Source organism: Streptomyces panaciradicis (assembly GCF_023516615.1).
Classification (GTDB): domain Bacteria; phylum Actinomycetota; class Actinomycetes; order Streptomycetales; family Streptomycetaceae; genus Streptomyces; species Streptomyces panaciradicis.
Genome location: NZ_JAMGBF010000031.1, coordinates 1 through 22,090 on the forward strand (window position 1 = coordinate 1; position 22,090 = coordinate 22,090).

17 protein-coding genes and 1 pseudogene are annotated in these 22,090 nt (G+C 71.3%); 7 read left to right on the forward strand and 11 right to left on the reverse strand.

Going from position 1 to position 22,090, the window contains the following annotated elements:
- Both M8J74_RS13170 and M8J74_RS13175 read right to left on the reverse strand, forming a co-directional pair.
- Window positions 1-465: pseudogene (locus tag M8J74_RS13170) on the reverse strand (DNA helicase RecD); the annotation flags it as partial.
- Entirely contained in the window at window positions 462-1,448 is a 987-nt protein-coding gene (locus tag M8J74_RS13175; protein WP_249836567.1) for an aldo/keto reductase, read from the reverse strand. The pseudogene M8J74_RS13170 and the gene M8J74_RS13175, both read right to left, overlap by 4 nt.
- 114 nt (window positions 1,449-1,562) lie before the next feature.
- Between M8J74_RS13175 and M8J74_RS13180 the strand changes: the two genes are divergently transcribed.
- Together M8J74_RS13180 and M8J74_RS13185 are read left to right on the forward strand one after the other, a co-directional pair.
- The gene (locus M8J74_RS13180; RefSeq protein WP_249836568.1) at window positions 1,563-2,618 is read left to right on the forward strand and encodes an LLM class F420-dependent oxidoreductase; all 1,056 of its coding nucleotides are present in this window, start codon (window positions 1,563-1,565) and stop codon (window positions 2,616-2,618) included.
- A gap of 261 nt (window positions 2,619-2,879) precedes the next feature.
- Window positions 2,880-3,668: a ferritin-like domain-containing protein gene (locus M8J74_RS13185; protein ID WP_249836569.1), complete on the forward strand. Its 789-nt coding sequence runs from the start codon at window positions 2,880-2,882 to the stop codon at window positions 3,666-3,668.
- A 21-nt stretch (window positions 3,669-3,689) separates the two neighbouring features.
- On the opposite strand, the gene corA is transcribed toward M8J74_RS13185, so the two are convergent.
- A complete protein-coding gene (gene corA, locus M8J74_RS13190) occupies window positions 3,690-4,688 on the reverse strand; it encodes a magnesium/cobalt transporter CorA (RefSeq protein WP_249836570.1) in 999 nt (332 codons plus the stop codon).
- 62 nt (window positions 4,689-4,750) lie between these two features.
- Between corA and M8J74_RS13195 the strand changes: the two genes are divergently transcribed.
- The 4 genes from M8J74_RS13195 to mshC all read left to right on the forward strand — a co-directional run bounded on the left by M8J74_RS13195 (window position 4,751) and on the right by mshC (window position 8,204).
- Complete coding sequence (locus M8J74_RS13195) at window positions 4,751-5,437, forward strand: histidine phosphatase family protein (protein ID WP_249836571.1); 687 nt, start codon at window positions 4,751-4,753, stop codon at window positions 5,435-5,437.
- A gap of 70 nt (window positions 5,438-5,507) precedes the next feature.
- On the forward strand, window positions 5,508-6,098 hold the full coding sequence (locus tag M8J74_RS13200) for a DUF3090 domain-containing protein (RefSeq protein ID WP_058926312.1): 591 nt from the start codon (window positions 5,508-5,510) through the stop codon (window positions 6,096-6,098).
- The gene (locus tag M8J74_RS13205; protein WP_249836572.1) at window positions 6,062-6,880 is read left to right on the forward strand and encodes an SCO1664 family protein; all 819 of its coding nucleotides are present in this window, start codon (window positions 6,062-6,064) and stop codon (window positions 6,878-6,880) included. Before M8J74_RS13200 ends, M8J74_RS13205 begins: the two co-directional genes overlap by 37 nt.
- A 94-nt stretch (window positions 6,881-6,974) precedes the next feature.
- On the forward strand, window positions 6,975-8,204 hold the full coding sequence (mshC, locus tag M8J74_RS13210; protein ID WP_249836573.1) for a cysteine--1-D-myo-inosityl 2-amino-2-deoxy-alpha-D-glucopyranoside ligase: 1,230 nt from the start codon (window positions 6,975-6,977) through the stop codon (window positions 8,202-8,204).
- Window positions 8,205-8,269: 65 nt separating this feature from the next.
- On the opposite strand, the gene M8J74_RS13215 is transcribed toward mshC, so the two are convergent.
- The 8 genes from M8J74_RS13215 to M8J74_RS13250 form a co-directional block, all read right to left on the reverse strand.
- On the reverse strand, window positions 8,270-8,938 hold the full coding sequence (locus M8J74_RS13215; RefSeq protein WP_249836574.1) for a hypothetical protein: 669 nt from the start codon (window positions 8,936-8,938) through the stop codon (window positions 8,270-8,272).
- A 46-nt stretch (window positions 8,939-8,984) separates the two neighbouring features.
- Window positions 8,985-10,709, reverse strand: coding sequence for a S8 family peptidase (locus M8J74_RS13220; RefSeq protein WP_249836575.1), 1,725 nt, complete (start codon window positions 10,707-10,709; stop codon window positions 8,985-8,987).
- A 234-nt stretch (window positions 10,710-10,943) separates the two neighbouring features.
- Window positions 10,944-11,849 (reverse strand): PAC2 family protein, encoded by a 906-nt coding sequence (locus M8J74_RS13225; RefSeq protein ID WP_058926316.1) that lies wholly within the window; start codon window positions 11,847-11,849, stop codon window positions 10,944-10,946.
- A 166-nt stretch (window positions 11,850-12,015) separates the two neighbouring features.
- On the reverse strand, window positions 12,016-12,687 hold the full coding sequence (locus M8J74_RS13230; protein WP_058926317.1) for a FadR/GntR family transcriptional regulator: 672 nt from the start codon (window positions 12,685-12,687) through the stop codon (window positions 12,016-12,018).
- A 238-nt stretch (window positions 12,688-12,925) separates the two neighbouring features.
- On the reverse strand, window positions 12,926-14,542 hold the full coding sequence (locus M8J74_RS13235) for a glycerol-3-phosphate dehydrogenase/oxidase (RefSeq protein ID WP_249836576.1): 1,617 nt from the start codon (window positions 14,540-14,542) through the stop codon (window positions 12,926-12,928).
- 48 nt (window positions 14,543-14,590) lie between these two features.
- Window positions 14,591-16,129 (reverse strand): glycerol kinase GlpK, encoded by a 1,539-nt coding sequence (gene glpK / locus M8J74_RS13240; RefSeq protein WP_249836577.1) that lies wholly within the window; start codon window positions 16,127-16,129, stop codon window positions 14,591-14,593.
- Window positions 16,130-16,177: 48 nt separating this feature from the next.
- Window positions 16,178-16,972: an MIP/aquaporin family protein gene (locus tag M8J74_RS13245; RefSeq protein WP_058926320.1), complete on the reverse strand. Its 795-nt coding sequence runs from the start codon at window positions 16,970-16,972 to the stop codon at window positions 16,178-16,180.
- A gap of 365 nt (window positions 16,973-17,337) precedes the next feature.
- The gene (locus M8J74_RS13250; RefSeq protein ID WP_058926321.1) at window positions 17,338-18,111 is read right to left on the reverse strand and encodes an IclR family transcriptional regulator; all 774 of its coding nucleotides are present in this window, start codon (window positions 18,109-18,111) and stop codon (window positions 17,338-17,340) included.
- A gap of 286 nt (window positions 18,112-18,397) precedes the next feature.
- Between M8J74_RS13250 and metH the strand changes: the two genes are divergently transcribed.
- Complete coding sequence (gene metH / locus M8J74_RS13255; protein ID WP_249836578.1) at window positions 18,398-21,913, forward strand: methionine synthase; 3,516 nt, start codon at window positions 18,398-18,400, stop codon at window positions 21,911-21,913.
- Window positions 21,914-22,090 lie beyond the last annotated feature (177 nt).

Here is a 22,090-nt window from a genome sequence, read left to right on the forward strand (position 1 = left end):
GTCGACGGACTCCGCCGCCACAGCCGCGGGCGCGACGGGCTGCGCCGCCGGCTGCGGCCGCCGTACGGGCTCGGCTGCGGGCCGGCGCGGCGCTGGCTCGTCGAAGACGGCGGCCACGGGCTTCTGACCGCTCTCCACGGCCCGCACCGCCGCCAGCAGATCGGCGGCCGTGCCGCTCAGCTTGGCGCCCGCCTCGACGGGGCCCTTCCTCTCGGCCTTGCGCCGCTCGATCCGCTCCCGCTCCAGGCGCTGCGCGGCCAACTCGGCCTCCGCCTCGGACTGCTGCTTGCCGGTACCGCCCTCGGCGTCCGTGTCCGTGGCCGTGTCCGTGCCCTCGCCGTCAGCGGCGTCCGGGGCGTCCGGGGCGCCCTCCCGCACGGCGCCTGCCTCCGTCGCGCCGTCCTCCGTCGCGCCGTCCGGCGTCTCCGGACCGGTCTGCTCCGTGGTCTCCGGCTCCGTGCTCACAGCGTGCTCCAGTCGTGATCGGGATAGCGGTGCACGGGCGCCGACACGTCGTCGAGCGCCCGGCAGATCTCGTCAGGAAGACTAAGGGCCTCCACTGACAATGCCGCCGTGAGCTGCTGCGCGTTGCGCGGACCGATGACGGGGGCGGCCACGCCCGGCCGGTCGCGGATCCAGGCGAGGGCGACCTGGAGCGGGGTCACGGCGAGCCCGTCCGCGGCGGTCTGCACGGCGTCGACGATCCGGCTCGCGGTGTCGTCGAGGTAGGGCGCGACGAACCGCGAGAGGTGCTCGGAGGCGCCGCGCGAGTCGGCCGGCCTGGCCTCGCCGCGGTACTTGCCGGTCAGCACGCCGCGGCCCAGCGGCGAGGACGGCAGCAGGCCGATGCCCAGATCCAGCGCGGCGGGCAGCACCTCGCGCTCGACGCCGCGCTGCAGCAGCGAGTACTCCATCTGCGTGCTGGCCAGGCGGGTCCGGGTGCCCGGCGCGGCGAGCTGCCACGTCGCCGCCTTCGCCAGCTGCCAGCCGCAGAAGTTGGAGACACCCGCGTACCGGGCGCGACCGCTGCTGACCGCCAGGTCGAGGGCCTGGAGGGTCTCCTCCAGCGGGGTGCCGGGGTCGAAGGCGTGCACGTGCCAGAGGTCGACGTAGTCGGTGCCGAGGCGGGCGAGCGAGGCGTCCAGGGCGGAGAGCAGATGGCCGCGCGAGCCGTCGAAGCGGCGGTCCGGGTCGGGCACGCTGCCCGCCTTCGTGGAGATCACCAGGTCCCGGCGCGGGACCAGCCCTTCTATGAGGCGTCCCAGCAGGTACTCGGCCTCCCCGTCGCCGTACACGTCGGCCGTGTCGACGAGGCTGCCGCCGGCCTCCCAGAAGGTCTTCAAGAGGTCCGCGGCGTCGTGCTCGTCGGTGTCCCTGCCCCAGGTGAGCGTGCCGAGTCCGATACGGGACACGCGAAGGCCGGTGCGGCCGAGATGCCTCTGCTCCATGAACGCCGAGATTACTGTCCGGAACCTGCGGTGTGGGGGCCTGTGGACAACCAGTTTCCACAGGTTAGGGTCTGCGCAACAGGACGACGTTACTGATCGGTAAGGGGAACGGCCATGCAGCTCGGGATCAACCTCGGCTACTGGGGCGCCGGAATGGACGCGGACAACCTGGAGGTCGCCAAGGAGGCCGACCGGCTCGGGTACGCCGTGTGCTGGGCCGCCGAGGCCTACGGCTCCGACGCGGCCACCGTGCTCAGCTGGGTCGCCGCCCACACCGAGCGGATCGACGTCGGCTCGGCCATCTTCCAGATCCCCGCGCGCCAGCCCGCGATGACCGCCATGACCGCCGCCACCCTGGACTCCCTGTCCGGCGGCCGCTTCCGCCTCGGCCTCGGCGTCTCCGGACCGCAGGTCTCCGAGGGCTGGTACGGCGTCAAGTTCGACAAGCCGCTGGCACGCACGCGTGAGTACGTCGAGATCGTGCGCAAGGCCATGAGCCGCGAACGGCTGTCGTACGAGGGCGCGCACTGGACGCTGCCGCTGCCCGGCGGCCCGGGCAAGCCGATCAAGCTGACCGTGCACCCCACGCGCGAGCACATCCCGCTGTACATCGCCGCGATCGGCCCGAAGAACCTGGAGCAGACCGGCGAGATCGCCGACGGCGCCCTGCTGATCTTCCCCTCCGCCGCGCACCTGGAGGAGACGACCGTCAAGTACCTGCGCGCCGGGCGCGAGAAGGCCGGGAAGACCATGGACGGCTTCGACGTCCACCCGACCCTGCCGCTCGCCGTCGGCGAGGACAAGGACGTCACCGCGCTCGCCGACGCCTTCCGCCCCTACACCGCGCTGTACGTCGGCGGCATGGGCAGCGCCAAGCAGAACTTCTACAACCAGCTCGCCCAGCGCATGGGCTTCGAGGCGGCCGCCGCCGAGGTCCAGGAGAAGTACCTGGCCGGCGACAAGCAGGGCGCCGCGGCCGCCGTCCCGCACGAGCTGATCGACCAGACCACCCTCCTCGGCTCCGTCGACCGCATCGCGGACCGGATGAAGGAGTACGCGGCGGCCGGGGTGACCACCCTGAGCCTCAACCCGGCGGGCTTCACGCTGGAGGAGCGGCTCGCTTCGCTCCGCGCCGGCACCGAGGCCCTGGAGCGCGCCGGCCTGGCCTGACGCCCGGCCGGGGCACTCGCATCGTTCCGCGGCCGTGGTGGGGGCTCGGGGGTCTTCCCCGCCACGGCCGTCACGGGGAACAACGCGCCGCGGCACCCGCGGTTACGCCCTGGACGTGACCGGGCGCCTCCCCCTTTTGGCGCAGTTGTCCGGCACAGCTGTTGCGGCACCTCGAAGGCCGCACTTGACTCGTTCTTTGCGGAATGCTCCGGAACCCGCGACATCCGCGACATCGGCGAGTCCTGCGGAGAGGTGCCCACGATGCTTTCGGCCAAGAGTCTGTTCCAGGAGATCCTCGACGACGACCGGTCCTTCGCGCTCTTCTGCTCCATCGCGGCCAGCGGCGAGTCGCAGGGCGGCTGGGAGAACGGCCGCATCGCGGCCCTCGTGCCGGAGAGCGAGCGCGCGCTCGCGCCCAAGATCACCCGGCACGGCGCCGACGAGGACAAGCACGGACGGATCTTCACCGCCCTGATGAGAAAGCGCGGCCTGAAACCCGTCCCGGTCCCGCCCGAGACCGACTACACGATGCTCCTGGAGCGCCACGGCATCGGCCTGGCCCACGACAAGCTCAAGGGCGACCGGCCGCTGACCGAGCAGGACATCGTCACCTACCTCGCCCACAGCAGGGTCACCGAACAGCGCGCCTCGGAACAGATGGAACTGCTGCGCCGGCACTTCTCCGACCACCCCGACATCGGGCGCGCCGTCCGGATGATCTCCGGCGACGAGGACAACCACCTCGCCTACTGCCACGAGGAACTGCTGCGCCTCGCGTACGCCGGACACGGCCGCGCCATCCAGCGCATCCTGCGCGAGTGCGCGCTCGCCGAGATCCGCGTCTACCGCGACGTCAGCCTCGCCGTCATGGACCACATGGGACGCATCCTCCGCTGGCCGAGGGCCAAGTCCGCGGTGCTCGCCGCCGGCATCCACGCCGTGTACGTCTACGAGCGGATCGCCGGCTGGCGGCGCATGGTGAGCCTGCGCATGCCCCAGCGGCGCGACGCGCTCGGCGGACCGGCGACCACCTCCGCCGAGTTCGCCTGAGCCCGCGGGGGCCCGGCCCCGCTACAGCCAGCCCCGGCGCTTGAACAGCCCGTACAGCAGCACCTCCAGGACGGCCATCAGCGCGATCACCGCCGGGTAAGACCACCACCAGTGCAGCTCCGGCATGTGGTCGAAGTTCATGCCGTAGATCCCGGCGATCATCGTGGGGACCGCGGCCATGGCCGCCCACGCGGAGATCTTCCGCATGTCGTCGTTCTGCCGGACGCCCGTCTGCGCCAGATGGGCCGAGAGCACGTCCGACACCAGCCGGTCCAGGCCCTCCACGGACTCGTTCACGCGCGTGAGGTGGTCGCTGACGTCGCGGAAGAAGGGCTGCGCCTTCTCGTGCACGAAGGGCACCCGCCCGCCGGACAGGCCCCCGCCCGCGAGCCGGGCCAGGGGCTGCGCCAGCGGGCCCGTCGCCCGGCGGAACTCCATGACCTGCCGCTTGAAGGCGTAGATGCGGGACGCGGTGTGCCGTGAGCCGCCGAGCGTCGGCGAGAACACCTCCGCCTCCAGCTCCTCCAGGTCGGTGCCGAGTTCGTCGGCGACCTCGACGTAGTGGTCGACCACGGCGTCGGCGATCGAGTACAGCACCGCCGTCGGACCGTGCCGGAGATTCTCGGGCTCCTCCTCCAGCCGGTGCCGCACATCGGCGAGCGGCGCCTCCTCGCCGTGACGCACGGTCACCACGAAGGAGTCGCCTACGAAGACCATGACCTCGCCGGCGGTGACGATGTCGCTCTTCGGCTCGTACCCCACCGGCTTGAGGACCACGAACAGCGAGTCGTCGTAGACCTCCAGCTTGGGCCGCTGATGCGCCTTCAGGGCGTCCTCGACGGCCAGCGGGTGCAGCCCGAACTCCTCCGTGACCTTGTCGAACTCGTCCTCCGTCGGCTCGTACAGGCCGATCCAGACGAAGTCGTAGGGCCCGCGACGGCACTGCGCGAGCGCGTCCGAGAGGTCCGAGGGCCCCTCCGTCCGGCGCCCGTCGCGGTAGATGGCACAGTCGACGATCACGGAGCGTATTCTCCCTTCGTAGTACGGCGGGTGCACCTCTTCGGGCGCCTACCCTTGGCCGCATGCCCACGCTGATCCTTGTCAGGCACGGACGTTCCACCGCCAACACCGAGGGAGTGCTCGCCGGGTGGACACCCGGTGTCGCGCTCGACGAGCGCGGGGCGGCACAGGCCGCCGCGCTGCCCGGACGGCTCGAAGGGCTGCCGATCTCCGAGGTCGTCAGCAGCCCGCTGCAGCGCTGCCGGGAGACGATCGAGCCGCTCCTGCGCGCCCGGCCCGAGCTCACCGCGCACACCGAGGAGCGGATCGGGGAGGCCCACTACGGCGACTGGTCCGGCCGCAAGCTCGCCGAGCTCAAGGACGAGCCGCTCATGGAGGTCGTGCAGGCGCACCCCTCGGCCGCCGCGTTCCCCGGCGGCGAATCGATGCGCGCGATGCAGTCCCGCGCCGCCGAAGCCGTACGAGAATGGAACGCGCGCGTGGAGCGCGACCACGGCGCCGACGCCGTGTACCTCATGTGCTCGCACGGCGACATCATCAAGTCGCTCGTCGCGGACGCACTCGGACTTCATCTCGACCTCTTCCAGAGGATCTCCGTCGAACCGTGTTCCATCACCGCCATCCGTTACACCCGTCTGAGGCCGTTTCTCGTACGCCTCGGCGACACCGGTGACTTCGCGTCACTGGCGCCGCGCGAAGAACCCCCGGCCGGCGACGCCACGGTCGGGGGCGGCGCGGGCGCACCGTGATCGTCGGGCGCAGTAGGGTGAAGCGGTCGCACTAGCGCCGTTGCCGATCTTCGACTCCAGGAGACAGGACGTGTCCCGTCAGGTGTTCCTCTACGACCCCCCGGACCGCTTCGTGGCCGGTACGGTCGGGCTTCCCGGACGCCGTACGTTCTTCCTCCAGGCCATCGCAGGCTCCCGGGTGACCAGCGTGGCCCTGGAGAAGACCCAGGTCGCCGCACTCGCCGAGCGCATGGACGAGCTGCTCGACGAAGTGGTGCGGCGCAGCGGCGGCAACGCCGCCGTCCCGGCCGTTGCACCCACCGAGATCTCCGACACCGACCCGCTGGACACCCCCGTCGAGGAGGAGTTCCGGGTCGGCACCATGGCCCTCGCCTGGGACGGCGAGGAGCAGCGCATGATCGTCGAGGCGCAGGCCCTCGTCGAACTCGACGCCGAGTCCGAGGAGGACCTCGCCGAGGCCGAGGAGCGCCTGCTGCAGGACGAGGAGAACGGACCCCCGATGCTGCGGGTCCGGCTGACCGGCGCGCAGGCGAGAGCCTTCGCCAAGCGTGCCCTGGACGTCGTCAACGCCGGGCGGCCGCCGTGCCCGCTGTGCAGCCTCCCGCTCGACCCGGAAGGACACGTATGTCCGCGCCAGAACGGATACCGCCGCGGAGCGTGACCACGGTCGAGCTGCTCACCCGGGGTGAGCTCACGGTCCGCGGGCAGATCCGGGACGCCTCCAACGCCGTGCTGTACTGCTCCGTCGCCCACGAGGGCGAGGAGGTCCCCTGCGTCTACAAGCCGGTGCGCGGCGAACGCCCCCTGTGGGACTTCCCCGACGGCACCCTCGCCCAGCGCGAGGTCGCCGCGTACGAGGTCTCCGAGGCCACCGGCTGGGGGCTGGTGCCCCCCACCGTGCTGCGCGACGGGCCCTTCGGCGAGGGCATGTGCCAGGCGTGGATCGACGGCGAGCCGGACACCGAGCTGCTCGCCCTCGTGGACGGCGAGGAACCCGAGGCCGGCTGGAAGGCCATCGGCTTGGCCGAGGTGGGCGAGGGCCGCACGGCCCTCCTCGTGCACGCCGACGACGAGCGGCTGCGCCGGCTCGCCGTCCTGGACGCGGTCATCAACAACGCCGACCGCAAGGGCGGCCACCTGCTGCCCGGCGGAGGCGGCCGGCTCTACGGCATCGACCACGGAGTGACCTTCAACACCGAGAACAAGCTGCGCACCCTGCTGTGGGGCTGGGCGGGGGAGCCGCTGACCGAGGAGGCGGTGACGGTCCTGAAGGGACTCAAGGAGTCTCTCGGTCCCGGCGCCGCGCTCGCCGAGCGGCTCGGCGCGCTGATCACCCCCGCGGAACTCGACGCCACGCGCGCGCGTGTCGCCGTACTGCTGGAGACGGGCAGACACCCCGAGCCGAGCGGGGAATGGCCGGCCATTCCCTGGCCGCCCGTGTAGGAGCAGACGGTTCGCTGCGGCGCAAGACGGCCTTACCGGCCATCCGGCCCGGTCCGGTTCGTATACGGAACATCCGTCCGGTTAGGCTCATGACATGCATGCCTGGCCCGCTTCCGAGGTCCCCGCCCTGCCTGGTCAGGGCCGCGACCTGAGGATCCACGACACCGCGACCGGCGGCCTCGTCACCCTCGACCCCGGTCCCGTCGCCCGTATCTACGTCTGCGGCATCACCCCGTACGACGCCACCCACATGGGGCACGCGGCGACCTACAACGCGTTCGACCTCGTTCAGCGCGTGTGGCTCGACACCAAGCGGCAGGTCCACTACGTCCAGAACGTCACCGACGTCGACGATCCGCTGCTCGAGCGCGCGCAGCGGGACGACGTCGACTGGGTGGCCCTCGCCGAGAAGGAGACGGCCCTCTTCCGCGAGGACATGACCGCCCTGCGGATGCTGCCGCCGCGGCACTACATCGGCGCGGTCGAGGCGATACCGGGCATCGTGCCGCTCGTGGAGCGGCTGCGGGAGGCGGGCGCCGCCTACGAACTCGAGGGCGACGTCTACTTCTCCGTCGAGTCCGACCCGAACTTCGGCAAGGTCTCCGGCCTGGACGCGGCCGCCATGCGGCTGCTGTCCGCCGAGCGCGGCGGCGACCCGGACCGCCCGGGCAAGAAGAACCCCCTCGACCCGATGCTGTGGATGGCCGCCCGCGAGGGCGAGCCCAGCTGGGACGGCGGCTCCCTCGGCCGCGGGCGCCCCGGCTGGCACATCGAGTGCGTCGCCATCGCCCTGGACCACCTCGGCATGACCTTCGACGTCCAGGGCGGCGGCTCCGACCTCGCCTTCCCGCACCACGAGATGGGCGCCTCCCACGCCCAGGTGCTCACCGGCGAGTTCCCGATGGCCAAGGCGTACGTCCACGCCGGCATGGTCGCCCTCGACGGCGAGAAGATGTCGAAGTCCAAGGGCAACCTGGTCTTCGTGTCGCAGCTGCGCCGCGACGGCGTCGACCCCGCCGCGATCCGGCTCTCCCTGCTCGCCCACCACTACCGCTCCGACTGGGAGTGGACCGACCAGGTGCTCCAGGACGCGGTGGACCGGCTCGGCCGCTGGCGCGCCGCCGTCTCCCGGCCCGACGGGCCGCCCGCCGAGGCCCTCGTCGAGGAGATTCGCGAGGCCCTCGCCGACGACCTGGACGCCCCGGCCGCGCTCGCCGCGGTCGACCGCTGGGCGGCGCTCCAGGAAGAACAGGGCGGCACGGACACCGGCGCCCCCGGCGTGGTCTCCCGCGCCGTCGACGCGCTGCTCGGCGTGGCCCTGTAGGCAGGTCGTACGAGAGGGGCGCCTCCCCCGCGGGGAGGCGCCCCTCGTGCGCTGTGCGGGCCGCGTCAGATCCGCTGGATCCGCACGCTGCGCAGGATGTTCGGGGACTGCGTGTCCCAGACACCGATCACCTGGTGACCGAGGGCGAAGGCCTCCTGGATCTGCTGGTGCAGCTGCGGAACGGGGTTGTTCAGGACCCGGAACTGGCCGTTGATGCGCAGGTAGACCTGCTGCGGCTGGCCCTGCAGCGGCTGCGGGATGTCGACGAAGCCGTTCGCCACGCCGGAGGCGAGCGCCTGCGTCTGGACCTGCTGGATCACCTGCTGGACCACCGACTGCGCGAGCTGCGCCAGCTGCTGCTGGGTCTGCTGCTCCTGCTGCCGCGCCTGCTGGTCCTGCTGCTGCATCTGCTGGCCGAGCTGGCCCTGTTGCGGTCCGAACGGCTGCTGTTGCTGCTGCCCTAGCTGCTCCAGCAGCTGGTGGAAGGGCTGCTGCTGACCCAGCTGCTGCAGCTGCGGCATCATGCCGGCGCCGGGCCAGCCGGCGGACTGCTGCTGCCCGAACGGCTGCTGCTGGCCGTAGCCCTGCTGCTGCCCGAGGTTCTGCTGCCCGAGGTTCTGCTGCTCGAAGTTCTGCTGCTCGAAGTTCTGCTGCTCGTAGGGCGAGGTGCTGGGGAACGCCTGGCCGTGCCGGCCCTGCTGTTCCATGTGGCCCATCTGCGGGGTGATGCTCATACGGATGTCACCTTCCCTTGATGTGAGGCCTTGCCTTGCCGGACCGTCAGCCGGAGACCACCAGGCCGACGATCTCGTCGTCCGAGAACCACACCCGGACGTCGGGCCGTCCCCCCGCGAACGCGGCGTGCACCGCCTGGCGGAGCTCGGGGGACGGACGATCGAGGTTGCGCCAGGCGCCGGCCACGAACAGGCGGAGCCTGGGCGGAAGTTCACGGGGGTAGGGCAGCAGCTCGTCCCAGTACCGCTCGGCGCGGCCCGAGCCGATCGCCTGCGGCAGCAGATGGGTGACGGCCGCCTTGATGTCGGGCCGGTTGCCGATCCGCTGGGAGGCGGGGCGGCCCGGTGCGTCCTGCTGCGCGGAGCCGGTGGCCCGCAGCACCAGCCGGGCCCGCTCCGGGGACATCGGTGGCTGGCCGGCCGCCTTGAGCATGCCCTGCAGCGCGGCCAGCGCGCCGACCACCACCGGGGAGGCGGAGGAGGTCCCGGAGAACGTGTCCGTGTACCAGGCGATCTCCTCGGGTCCGCCCTGCAGATCGCCGGGCCGGTCCCAGGAGCCGCCGGTGGTCGTCACCTCACGGCCCCAGCCCTGCGCGTCCAGCCGGGCGCCGTAGTTGGAGAACGCCAGCCGGGAGCGGTCCGGGCCGTGGTCGCGGCCGTGTGTGCCGGGCGGTGGCGCGCCCGCGCCGACGAGGACGGCGGACGAGGACGGGTGGGAGGAGTTGAACGGGTTGCGCCACCACTCGGGGAATTCGTCCGGTCGGCGCTCGTAGAGAGCGTCGTCGAGCGACTCGGCGCCGTTGCCCGCCGCCTCGACGACCAGGACGCCCTTGGCGGTGGCGTACCGGATGGCCGCGAAGTCGTCCGGCCACCATTCGAGGGGGATGCAGCCGCGCTGGTCGTCGCGCTCGGCGTACTCGAACCGCGGCCCCGGCCGGTGCAGTTCGACCAGGACGACGTCGCCGGGGCCGAGCCGGTCGGCCGCCGCGTGGATCGCCGCCGCCGTGCCGATGCCCTGGAAGGAGGCGGCCGCGGTCACCGCGTCGGGCACGATGCCGTTCACCCCGAACTCGCCCCGGTCGCCGCCGATCACGCCGATCACCGCGGTGCCGTGGTTGCGCCACGCGAGGTCGGTCAGGGGAGTGCCGACCACGACGCCGGCCAGCTTGGCGGCCAGGTCCTCATGGCCCAACTGCCAAGCGCCCTCGACGTCGATGACCGTCACCCCCTGACCGGTCCCACCGGGGCGCTGCCAGGCCCAGTGGGCGTCTACCCCCTCGGGGGCGGGGCGCAGGTAGCCCTGCCGGCCGCTGAAGTCCGGTGTGGCCGGGGCGCCTTCCTTCAGCCGGCCGCTGCCGCCGGTGACGGTGGCCGGCACCGCGCCCGGTTTCACGTACGCCGTCTCGATCCCCGGCAGCGCCGCGATCCGTGAACGCAGTTCCTGGGCGCGGCTCTCGCCGCCGCGCACCCGGTAGAACAGCGCGAGGTCGGGCACGCCCTGCTCGCCCGGCGGGGCGGAGGACTGCTGGAGCCGCTCCTCGCTGCCGAACAGCGGCTCCAGCGTGAGCTGTTCGTCGCCGAGGAACATCTCGAGCGCGGAGACGTCGGCGCCGGCCGCCGAGCGCACGCCCTCGGGCCGGGCGCGCAGCCTGGCCTCGGGGCGGGCGACGACGATCAGTTCCTGCTCGGCTCCGCGATAGGTGAATCCCGCTCCGTCGGGGCCCGGCCCGGAGGCTCCGGGGCCCTGCGCCGGCTGTACCTGGTCGCTCATCGCTGCCGCTCCCTTCGGTCCGCGCGGGTGCGCCTTCGCTGCACAACCAAGCACTCCGACGGCGAGGCGTCCAGACCGTTTTCACCAACTCCGTTTGAAACAAGTTGAATTGGGTAACGTGTGCAATCCGTCCGGAAAAAGATGTCACGCGTCAATCCGGCCAAAGGTCACGGACCGTCGCCGGAGTCCGGGGACACGAGAGGGGCGGTGCGCCCGGCGCACCGCCCCTCTCGGTCACTCCTCGGAGGAATCGTCGTCCTCCCCGCCGGGTTTCGGCGGAGTCGTCGGCGGTTTCGTGTGCCCGTCCCGCCGCCGCAGATACCGCTCGAACTCCCGGGCGATCGCCTCGCCGGACGCCTCCGGCAGCTCCGCGGTGTCCCGGGCCTCCTCCAGCGTCTGCACGTACTCGGCGACCTCGCTGTCCTCCGCGGCCAGCTGGTCCACGCCCACCTGCCAGGCGCGCGCGTCCTCGGGCAGCTCGCCCAGCGGGATGCGCACGTCGATCAGGTCCTCCAGCCGGTTCAGCAGCGCCAGCGTCGCCTTGGGGTTGGGCGGCTGCGACACGTAGTGCGGCACGGCCGCCCACAGGCTGACCGCCGGCACGCCCGCGTGCGTGCAGGCCTCCTGGAGGACGCCGACGATGCCCGTGGGGCCCTCGTACTTGGTCTCCTCCAGGTCCATCCGCTGAGCCAGGTCGGCGTCGGACGTCGTTCCGCTGATCGGGACCGGCCGCGTGTGCGGGGTGTCGCCCAGCAGGGCGCCGAGGATGACGACCAGCTCCACGCCCAGCTCGTGCGCGAAGCCCAGCAGTTCGTTGCAGAACGAACGCCACCGCATCGACGGCTCGATGCCCCGCACCAGCACGAGGTCGCGCGGCTTGTCACCGCCCACCCGCACCACCGACAACCTTGTTGTCGGCCAGGTGATCTTGCGTACTCCCGCGTCCATCCACACCGTGGGGCGGTTCACCTGGAAGTCGTAGTAGTCCTCGGCGTCGAGCGCCGCGAACACCTCGCCCTTCCACTCCCTGTCCAGATGCCCGACCGCGGCGGAGGCTGCGTCACCGGCATCGTTCCAGCCCTCGAACGCGGCCACCATGACCGGGTCGATCAGCTCGGGAACCCCCTCGAGCTCGATCACCCAGTGCCTCCTTCCGACGTGCCCTCGCTTGACCCACCAACCTTACGGCGTTCCGCGGGGGCGCCCGCAGCCCCCTTGCACGGGGGAGTGAACGGATCACTGCCCCGTACGGATGCCCCGGACACCCAAGATCGCCACCCCGGGCCACCCCTCGGCGGCAGGCCGCTCACAGCGACGACCGCAGCCACTGCTCCACGCTCGCGATGTGCACCGTCGCCCAGGACCGCGCCGCCTCCGCGTCCCGGTCCCGCAGGGCCGACAGGATCGCCCGGTGCTCGCGCAGGGTGCGGCTGACGGCGTCCTCCTGGGTCAGACCGCGCCAGATCCGGGCCCGGGTGGTGGGACCCGACAGGCCGTCCAGCAGTGAGCACAGCACCGAGTTGCCCGAGCTCTGCACGATGCCCCGGTGGAAGTCGAGGTCGCAGGCGACCAGTTCCTCCACCGAGGGGGCGTCCCCGAGCTTTTCCAACTGGGCGGAGAGCGCGTCCAGTTGCTGCTCGCTGATCCGGGAGGCCGCCATCGCCGTCGCGGCCGGCTCCAGGATGCGGCGCACCGCCAGGAACTCCAGGACGGTGTCGTCGCGGTGGAAGTCCACGACGAAGCTCAGCGCCTCCAGCAGCAGTTGGGGGTCCAGGCTCGTCACATAGGTGCCGTCGCCCTGCCGCACGTCCAGGATCCGGATCAGCGACAGGGCGCGGACGGCCTCGCGCAGGGAGTTGCGGGACAGGCCCAGCTCGGAGGCGAGTTCGCTCTCCTTGGGCAGCCGGTCGCCCGGGCGCAGCGCCCCGGAGACGATCATGCCCTTGATCTTCTCGATCGCCTCGTCGGTGACTGCCATGACCGGCCTCCCTCTCGCCCATCCCTGTCGCCGCACCGTGCCGAGACCTCGGATGTCTGACCTCATTATGTGCCCGCCCAGGTACCCGCCTCCAGGTCGGCGGCCGGCGCCCGCGGGCACGCGAGAGGGGCGGCTCCGTCGGCAGGGAGCCGCCCCTCTCACCGGGGTCCGGCGCCCCGGGGAGAGGGGCCGTTCCCGTCCGTGCCGGCCCCCGGTCGGGTGGAGGGCCGGTGCGCGGTCACTTCTCGTCGAGCAGGTCCTGGACCTTGGCGCGCACCTCGTCCGTGGCCAGGCCGCGGATCGTCAGCGTCGTCCGGCGGCGCAGCACGTCGTCGGGCGTCTCGGCCCACTCGTTGTCCCGGGCGTAGACGACCTGCGCCCAGATCTCCGGGGCGTCGGGGTGGACCCGCCGGCCCAGCTCCGGGTTCTCGTTCGCCAGCCGCGCGATATCGAAGGCCAGCGAACCGTAGTGCGTGGCCAGGTGCTTGGCGGTGTCGGCGGCCATGCGCGGCCCGGGCGCCGGGTTGTCCACCAGCAGCCGGTGCGCGACCGCGCGCGGGTTGGCGACACCGGGCAGCGGCAGCTTCCTGGGCAGGGAGGCGATCGGCTCGAAGTCGTCACCGAGCGGAGCGCCCGGCAGGGCCTCCAGCTTCTTCATGACCGTACGGCCGATGTGCCGGAAGGTCGTCCACTTGCCGCCCGCGACGGACAGCATCCCGCCCCGGCCCTCGGAGACGACCGTCTCGCGCTTGGCCTTGGCGGTGTCGCCGGGGCCGCCCGGCAGCACGCGCAGACCCGCGAAGGAGTACGTGATCAGGTCACGGGACAGCTGCTGGTCGCGGACCGAGAACGCGGCCTCGTCCAGGATCTGGGCTATGTCCTTCTCGGTGACCGCGACGTCCGCCGGGTCGCCCTCGAACTCCTCGTCGGTCGTGCCGAGCAGCAGCATGTCCTCCCAGGGGAGGGCGAAGGTGATGCGGTACTTGTCGATGGGGGTCGCCAGCGCGGCCTTCCACGGAGAGGTCCGCTTCAGGACCAGGTGCGCGCCCTTCGACAGCCGGATCGACGGGGCGGCGTTCGGGTCCTCCATCCGGCGCAGGTGGTCGACCCACGGGCCGGTCGCGTTCAGCACCAGACGGGCGTTCACACCGAACTCGTCGCCCGTCGTACGGTCCTTCAGGTCCGCGCCCGTCACCCGGCCCCGGGTGAACCGCAGCCCGGTCACCTCGGCGTGGTTGAGGACGACGGCGCCCGCCTCGACGGCCGCGCGGACCGTCATCAGCGCCATGCGGGCGTCGTTCATCTGGTCGTCGCCGTAGACGGCGACGGCCTTGAGGTTGTCGGTGCGCAGCTCCGGCACGTCCTGCGCGGCCCGCGCGGGGGACAGCAGGTGGCCGACGCCGTCACCGAACGCGGAGAGCGCGGAGTAGGCGAAGACGCCCGCCCCGAGCTTCGCCGCGCCGTGCGGACCGCCCTTGTACACGGGGAGGTAGAACGTGAGCGGGTTCGCCAGGTGGGGAGCCACCTGGCGGGAGACCGCACGGCGCTCGAAGTGGTTCTCCGCCACCAGCTTCACCGCGCCGGTCTGCAGGTAGCGCAGACCGCCGTGGAGCAGCTTGGAGGAGGCGGAGGAGGTGGCGCCGGCGAAGTCGCCGGCGTCGACCAGAGCCACCCTGAGGCCGGACTGCGCGGCGTGCCAGGCGGTGGAGATGCCCAGGATGCCGCCGCCGATCACGAGAAGGTCGTACGACGCCTTGGAGAGCTGCTCCCGGGTCTCGGCGCGGCTCGGGTTGGAGCCGGAGGCCGGGTGCGTACCGAGGGCAGGCACGGACTGCAGGGTGGTCTGACTGGTCATGTCGGGTTCTTACTCCTCATCGGAGCCGCGAGCCTTGCGGGGCGCTCGTCAGCTCTCGTCCTCGATCCAGCCCATGGTCCGCTCGACGGCCTTGAGCCAGGTCTTGTACTCACGGTCGCGGGTGTCCGCGTCCATGCGGGGGGTCCACTCGGCGGCCCGGCGCCAGTTGGCGCGCAGGTCGTCGGTGCTGGTCCAGAAGCCGACGGCGAGACCGGCGGCGTAGGCGGCGCCGAGGCAGGTGGTCTCGGCGACCATCGGGCGCACCACGGGGGCGTCCAGGAAGTCCGAGAGGGTCTGCATCAGCAGGTTGTTGGAGGTCATGCCGCCGTCGACCTTGAGCGCGGTGAGCTCCACGCCCGAGTCCTTGGTCATGGCGTCCGTGATCTCACGGGTCTGCCAGGCGGTGGCCTCCAGGACGGCGCGGGCCAGGTGCGCCTTGGTGACGTACCGGGTCAGGCCGGCGATCACACCGCGGGCGTCCGAGCGCCAGTGCGGGGCGAACAGACCGGAGAAGGCCGGCACGAAGTAGGCGCCGCCGTTGTCCTCGACGGAGAGCGCGAGCGTCTCGATCTCGGCGGCGGTGGAGATCAGGCCCATCTGGTCGCGCATCCACTGCACCAGCGAACCGGTGACGGCGATCGAGCCCTCGAGGGCGTAGACCGGGGCGTCGTCGCCGATGCGGTAGCCGACGGTGGTGAGCAGACCGGAGTACGAGTTGATGATCTTCTCACCGGTGTTCATGAGCATGAACGTGCCGGTGCCGTACGTCGACTTGGCCTCGCCCTCGGAGAAGCAGGTCTGGCCGAACAGGGCCGCCTGCTGGTCGCCGAGCGCCGAGGCTACCGGGATGCCGCCGAGCAGCTCGCCCAGCTTGCCGCCCTTGATCTCGCCGTAGACCTCGGCGGAGGAGCGGATCTCGGGCAGCATCGCGAGCGGCACGCCGATGGACTCGGCGATCTTCTCGTCCCACTCCAGCGTGTGCAGGTTCATCAGCATGGTGCGGGAGGCGTTGGTGACGTCGGTGTAGTGCTTGCCGCCGTCGACACCACCGGTCAGGTTCCAGATGACCCAGGTGTCCATGGTGCCGAAGAGGATGTCGCCGCGCTCGGCGCGCTCGCGCAGGCCCTCGACGTTGTCGAGCAGCCAGCGGGCCTTCGGGCCGGCGAAGTAGGAGGCGAGGGGGAGACCCGTCTCGCGGCGGAAGCGGTCCTGGCCGACGTTGCGGCCGAGCTCCTTGCACAGGGCGTCGGTGCGGGTGTCCTGCCAGACGATGGCGTTGTGGACGGGCTCACCGGTGTTCTTGTCCCACAGCAGCGTCGTCTCGCGCTGGTTGGTGATGCCGATGGCCTTGATGTCGTCGCGGGTGATGCCGGCCTTCTGGACGGCCCCGGCGACGACTTCCTGGACGTTGGTCCAGATCTCGTTGGCGTCGTGCTCGACCCAGCCCGGCTTCGGGAAGATCTGCTCGTGCTCCTTCTGGTCGACGGAGACGATACGGCCGTCCCGGTCGAAGACGATGCAGCGGCTGGAGGTGGTGCCCTGGTCGATGGCGGCGATGAAGGGGCCGGCGGTGTGCGCGTCGGTCACTGTGTGCTCCTGGGTTCCGTGAGATGGGGGAAGGTCTACCGAGTTGCTTTAGGCGAAAGCGACGTTGTAGATGCCTGCAGCGATCGCGCCGCCGATCAGCGGACCGACCACCGGGATCCAGGCGTAGCCCCAGTCGGAGCCGCCCTTGTTGGGCAGGGGCAGGAGGGCGTGCACGATGCGCGGACCCAGGTCACGGGCCGGGTTGATCGCGTAGCCCGTCGGGCCGCCGAGGGAGAGACCGATCGAGACGACCACGAGCGCGGTGATCAGCGCGCCCAGGGTGCCCAGGCCGTTGCCCTTGTCGTTGAGGCCCTGCGTGAGCACGGCCAGGACCAGCACGATGGTGCCGATGATCTCCGTGGCGAGGTTCTGCCACACGACACGGATCTCCGGACCGGTGGAGAAGACGCCGAGGACCGGGCCCGCGCCCTTCTCCTGCGCCTCCACGGCCTTGGCCGTCGTGGCCTGCGCACCGGGGCCGCCGACGATCTCCTTGTCGGTCAGGTGCGCGTGGAACTGGCCGTAGTAGGCGACCCACACCAGGGTCGCGCCGATCGCGGCGCCGAGCAGCTGGCCGGCCCAGTAGACCGGGACGTTGCTCCAGTCACCGTCCTTGATGGCGAGCGCGAGCGTCACGGCCGGGTTGAGGTGGGCGCCGGACAGCGGCGCCGAGGTGTAGACGGCCGTCAGCACGGCGAAGCCCCACCCGAAGGTGATGGCGAGCCAGCCGGCGTTGCGCGCCTTGGAGGCCTTCAGCGTGACGGCCGCGCAGACGCCGCCGCCGAGCAGGATGAGTATGGCGGTACCGATGGTCTCGCCGATGAAGATGTCGGAGCTGGACACCCGCGACTCCTTTGTCCTTCGTCCAGGGGACCGAACCCCGGGTCCCTCCGGAGGTTCGAGCTGCCCTCGGGGTGAGAGCGGTGTCGGCCCTTGGCGTTGTCACACTCTAACGCGTATTGCCGGTAGGTGTTCGACAATGCCGACCGATGGACGGGAGTCTCGCCGCGGCGTCACGTGTGCGTCAAGAGTTCTGTTGTCGAAAGCACGATCGTTACTGATTGCCGTGAGTCGTCGATCTTGCTGGTCAGATGCGTACGGCGGAGTAACAAGCACCCTGCGTACCGGCCGGGTGGTACGTCCGTTGTGTCAGGGTACGGGTGAGACCGGGACGCGCCCAGAGGCGTCCCGGTCATCGAACCGCCGGTTCAGAAGCGCCCGGCTCCCAGATCCCGCGAGACGGCGCGGGCGCAGTCCCGCACGGCGGCGATCAGCTCGGGGCGCAGCGCGTCCTTCTCCTCGGCCCGGCACAGCCGTTCCACGGCGCCGGTGATGCCGACCGCGCCGACCGGCATGCGCCGCCGGTCGTGGATGGGCGCGGCGACGGACGCCACGCCCTCCCAGGTCTCCTCGACGTCGGCCGCGTACCCACGCGCGCGCGTGATGTCGAGGATGTGCTCGAAGTCCTCCGCCTCGCACACCGTGCGGTCGGTGAACGGCTTGCGGTCGGCCTCCATCGCCTCGCTGTGCGCGACCGGGTCGTAGGCCGACAGGACCTTGCCCAGGGCCGTGGAGTGCAGCGGCTGCATGGCCCCTATCTCCAGCACCTGCCGGCTGTCGTCGGGCCGGAAGACGTGGTGCACGATCAGCACGCCCTGCTGGTGCAGCACCCCGAGGTACACGCTCTCGCCGCTGGAGCGGGCCAGGTCGTCCGTCCACACCAGGGCACGCGCGCGCAGCTCGTGGACGTCCAGATAGGTGGTGCCCAGCCGCAGCAGCTCCGCTCCCAGCTGATAGCGCCCGGAGGCCTCGTCCTGCTCGACGAAACCCTCCTGCTGGAGGGTGCGCAGTATGCCGTGGGCGGTGCCCTTGGCGAGACTGAGCGACGAGGCGATGTCCGAGAGGCCGAGCCGCCGCTCGCCGCCCGCGAGCAGCCGCAGCATCGCGGCCGCCCGTTCGAGCGACTGGATGTTCCGTGCCATCGCCGTACTGCCTCCGTCCCCTTCGAACGTCGACGTAACGTCGTCGTTGCCACCGTTCGGCAATGCCGAACACTACCGGTCCATGCCGACCCACCGCTAATACTCGTACGGCACCTGTTGTGTCACACGTCTCCCCCCAGGTACCTGTCGGCCATCCCGGTCCGCCTCGTGGACGCCCCGAACGCGGGGCGGCCCACCCGGTTACTCTGGCCAGGTGCGCCCACCGCGGAGAGTTCCACGGAACGCGCAAAGCCGACAGCCGTCGCACCATAAGGGAGCCCCTTTCATGGCCTCGTCGCCAACGACCCCTTCCGCCGACAGCCGGGCCCGTGTGTCCGCGCTCCGTGAGGCCCTCGCCACCCGAGTGGTGGTGGCCGACGGAGCCATGGGCACGATGCTCCAGGCCCAGGACCCCACCCTCGAGGACTTCCAGAACCTCGAAGGATGCAACGAGATCCTCAACGTCACCCGGCCGGACATCGTCCGCTCCGTCCACGAGGAGTACTTCGCGGCGGGCGTCGACTGCGTCGAGACGAACACCTTCGGCGCCAACCACACGGCCGCCACCGAGTACGACATCGCCGACCGTGTGCACGAGCTGTCCGAGGCCGGGGCCCGCATCGCCCGCGAGACCGCCGACGAGTTCGCCGCCCGCGACGGCCGCACCCGCTGGGTCCTGGGGTCCATCGGCCCCGGCACCAAGCTCCCCACCCTCGGCCACGTCGGCTACACCACGATCCGCGACGGCTACCAGGCCAACGCCGAGGGCCTGCTCGCCGGCGGCGCCGACGCCCTGATCGTGGAGACCACCCAGGACCTGCTGCAGACCAAGGCCTCGGTCGTCGCCGCCCGCCGCGCCATGGAGGCCACCGGCACCCAGGTGCCCCTGCTGGTGTCGATGGCCTTCGAGACCACCGGCACCATGCTGCTCGGCTCGGAGATCGGCGCCGCCCTGACGGCCCTGGAGCCCCTCGGCATCGACATGATCGGCCTGAACTGCTCGACCGGCCCCGCCGAGATGAGCGAGCACCTGCGCTACCTGGCCCGGCACTCCCGCACCCCACTGCTGTGCATGCCGAACGCCGGACTGCCCATCCTCACCAAGGACGGCGCGCACTTCCCGCTCGACCCCGAGGGCCTCGCCGACGCCCAGGAGACCTTCGTCGGCGACTACGGCCTGAACCTGGTCGGCGGCTGCTGCGGTACGACGCCCGAACACCTGCGCCAGCTCGTGGAGCGCGTCCGCGAGGCCGCGCCCGTCGAGCGGACCCCCGAGCCCGAGCCCGGCGCCGCCTCCCTCTACCAGACCGTGCCGTTCCGCCAGGACACCTCCTACCTGGCCATCGGCGAGCGCACCAACGCCAACGGCTCGAAGAAGTTCCGCGAGGCCATGCTGGAGGGCCGCTGGGACGACTGTGTGGAGATGGCCCGCGAGCAGATCCGCGAGGGCGCCCACATGCTGGACCTCTGCGTGGACTACGTCGGCCGTGACGGCGTCGCCGACATGGAGGAACTTGCCGGCCGCTTCGCCACCGCCTCCACGCTGCCGATCGTGCTGGACTCCACCGAGGTCGACGTCATCCGGGCGGGCCTGGAGAAGCTCGGCGGCCGCGCGGTCATCAACTCCGTCAACTACGAGGACGGCGACGGCCCGGAGTCCCGCTTCACCCGCGTCACCGAACTCGCCCGGGAGCACGGCGCCGCGCTGATCGCGCTGACCATCGACGAGGAGGGCCAGGCCCGCACCCCGGAGAAGAAGGTCGAGATCGCCGAGCGGCTCATCGACGACCTCACCGGCAACTGGGGCATCCAGGAGTCGGACATCCTCATCGACACCCTGACCTTCACCATCTGTACCGGTCAGGAGGAGTCCCGCAAGGACGGTCTCGCCACCATCGAGGCGATCCGCGAGCTCAAGCGCCGCCACCCGGACGTGCAGACCACGCTGGGCCTGTCCAACATCTCCTTCGGCCTCAACCCGGCCGCCCGCATCCTGCTGAACTCCGTCTTCCTCGACGAGTGCGTCAAGGCGGGCCTGGACTCGGCGATCGTGCACGCCTCCAAGATCCTGCCCATCGCCCGGTTCAGCGAGGAAGAGGTCACCACGGCCCTCGACCTCATCTACGACCGCCGCAGCGAGGGCTACGACCCGCTGCAGAAGCTCATGCAGCTCTTCGAGGGCGCCACCGCCAAGTCGCTGAAGGCCGGCAGGGCCGAGGAACTGGCCGCCCTCCCGCTGGAGGAGCGCCTCAAGCGCCGCATCATCGACGGCGAGCGCAACGGCCTGGAGGCCGACCTCGACGAGGCCCTCCAGGACCGCCCCGCCCTCGACATCGTCAACGAGACCCTGCTGGACGGCATGAAGGTCGTCGGCGAGCTGTTCGGCTCCGGCCAGATGCAGCTGCCGTTCGTGCTGCAGTCCGCCGAGGTCATGAAGGCCGCCGTCGCCCACCTCGAACCGCACATGGAGAAGTCCGACGCGGAGGGCAAGGGCACCATCGTGCTGGCCACCGTGCGCGGCGACGTGCACGACATCGGCAAGAACCTCGTCGACATCATCCTGTCCAACAACGGCTACAACGTCGTCAACCTCGGCATCAAGCAGCCGGTCTCCGCGATTCTGGAGGCCGCCGAGGAACACCGCGCCGACGTCATCGGCATGTCCGGCCTGCTGGTGAAGTCCACGGTGATCATGAAGGAGAACCTGGAGGAGCTCAACCAGCGCGGACTCGCCGCCGACTACCCCGTCATCCTCGGCGGTGCCGCGCTCACCCGCGCCTACGTCGAGCAGGACCTGCACGAGATCTACGAGGGCGAAGTCCGCTACGCCCGCGACGCGTTCGAGGGCCTGCGCCTCATGGACGCCCTCATCGGCGTCAAGCGGGGCGTGCCCGGCGCGGTCCTGCCCGAGCTCAAGCAGCGCCGCGTGCGGGCCACTTCGGCCGTCGAGGTCGAGGAGCGCCCGGAGGAGGGCCACGTCCGCTCCGACGTCGCCACCGACAACCCGATCCCCACCCCGCCGTTCTGGGGCACCCGCGTCATCAAGGGCATCCAGCTCAAGGAGTACGCGTCCTGGCTCGACGAGGGCGCCCTGTTCAAGGGCCAGTGGGGCCTGAAGCAGGCCCGCACCGGCGAGGGGCCGACGTACGAGGAACTCGTCGAGACCGACGGCCGCCCGCGCCTGCGCGGGCTGCTGGACCGGCTGCAGACCGAGAACCTGCTCGAAGCGGCCGTCGTCTACGGCTACTTCCCCTGCGTCTCCAAGGACGACGACCTGATCATCCTGGACGAGCAGGGCAACGAACGCACCCGCTTCACCTTCCCGCGCCAGCGCCGCGGCCGCCGCCTGTGCCTGGCGGACTTCTTCCGCCCCGAGGAGGCCGGCGAGATTGACGTGGTCGGCCTCCAGGTCGTCACCGTCGGCTCCAGGATCGGCGAGCAGACCGCCAAGCTCTTCGAGGCCAACGCCTACCGCGACTACCTCGAACTGCACGGCCTGTCCGTGCAGTTGGCCGAGGCCCTCGCCGAGTACTGGCACGCGCGTGTGCGGTCGGAGCTCGGCTACGCCGGGGAGGACCCCGGCGACATCGAGGACATGTTCGCCCTGAAGTACCGCGGCGCCCGCTTCTCGCTCGGCTACGGAGCGTGCCCGAACCTGGAGGACCGGGCCAAGATCGCCGACCTCCTCGAACCCGAGCGCATCGGAGTCCAGCTGTCCGAGGAGTTCCAGCTGCACCCCGAGCAGTCCACGGACGCCATCGTGATCCACCACCCGGAGGCGAAGTACTTCAACGCCCGCTGAGAAACCGCCCGCGCCGCGAGCGGAAAACCGCCCGCGCCGGGCACGGAAAACCGCCCGCGCGGGCGCGGAAACGCAGCTCACAGCGCCCCCCGGCGGTACAGACGGTGTGCCCCGGAGCGCGCCGGATAAACGAGGCGCTTCGGCGCCGGGCGACGTACACTGGTCGGTCCACTGCAG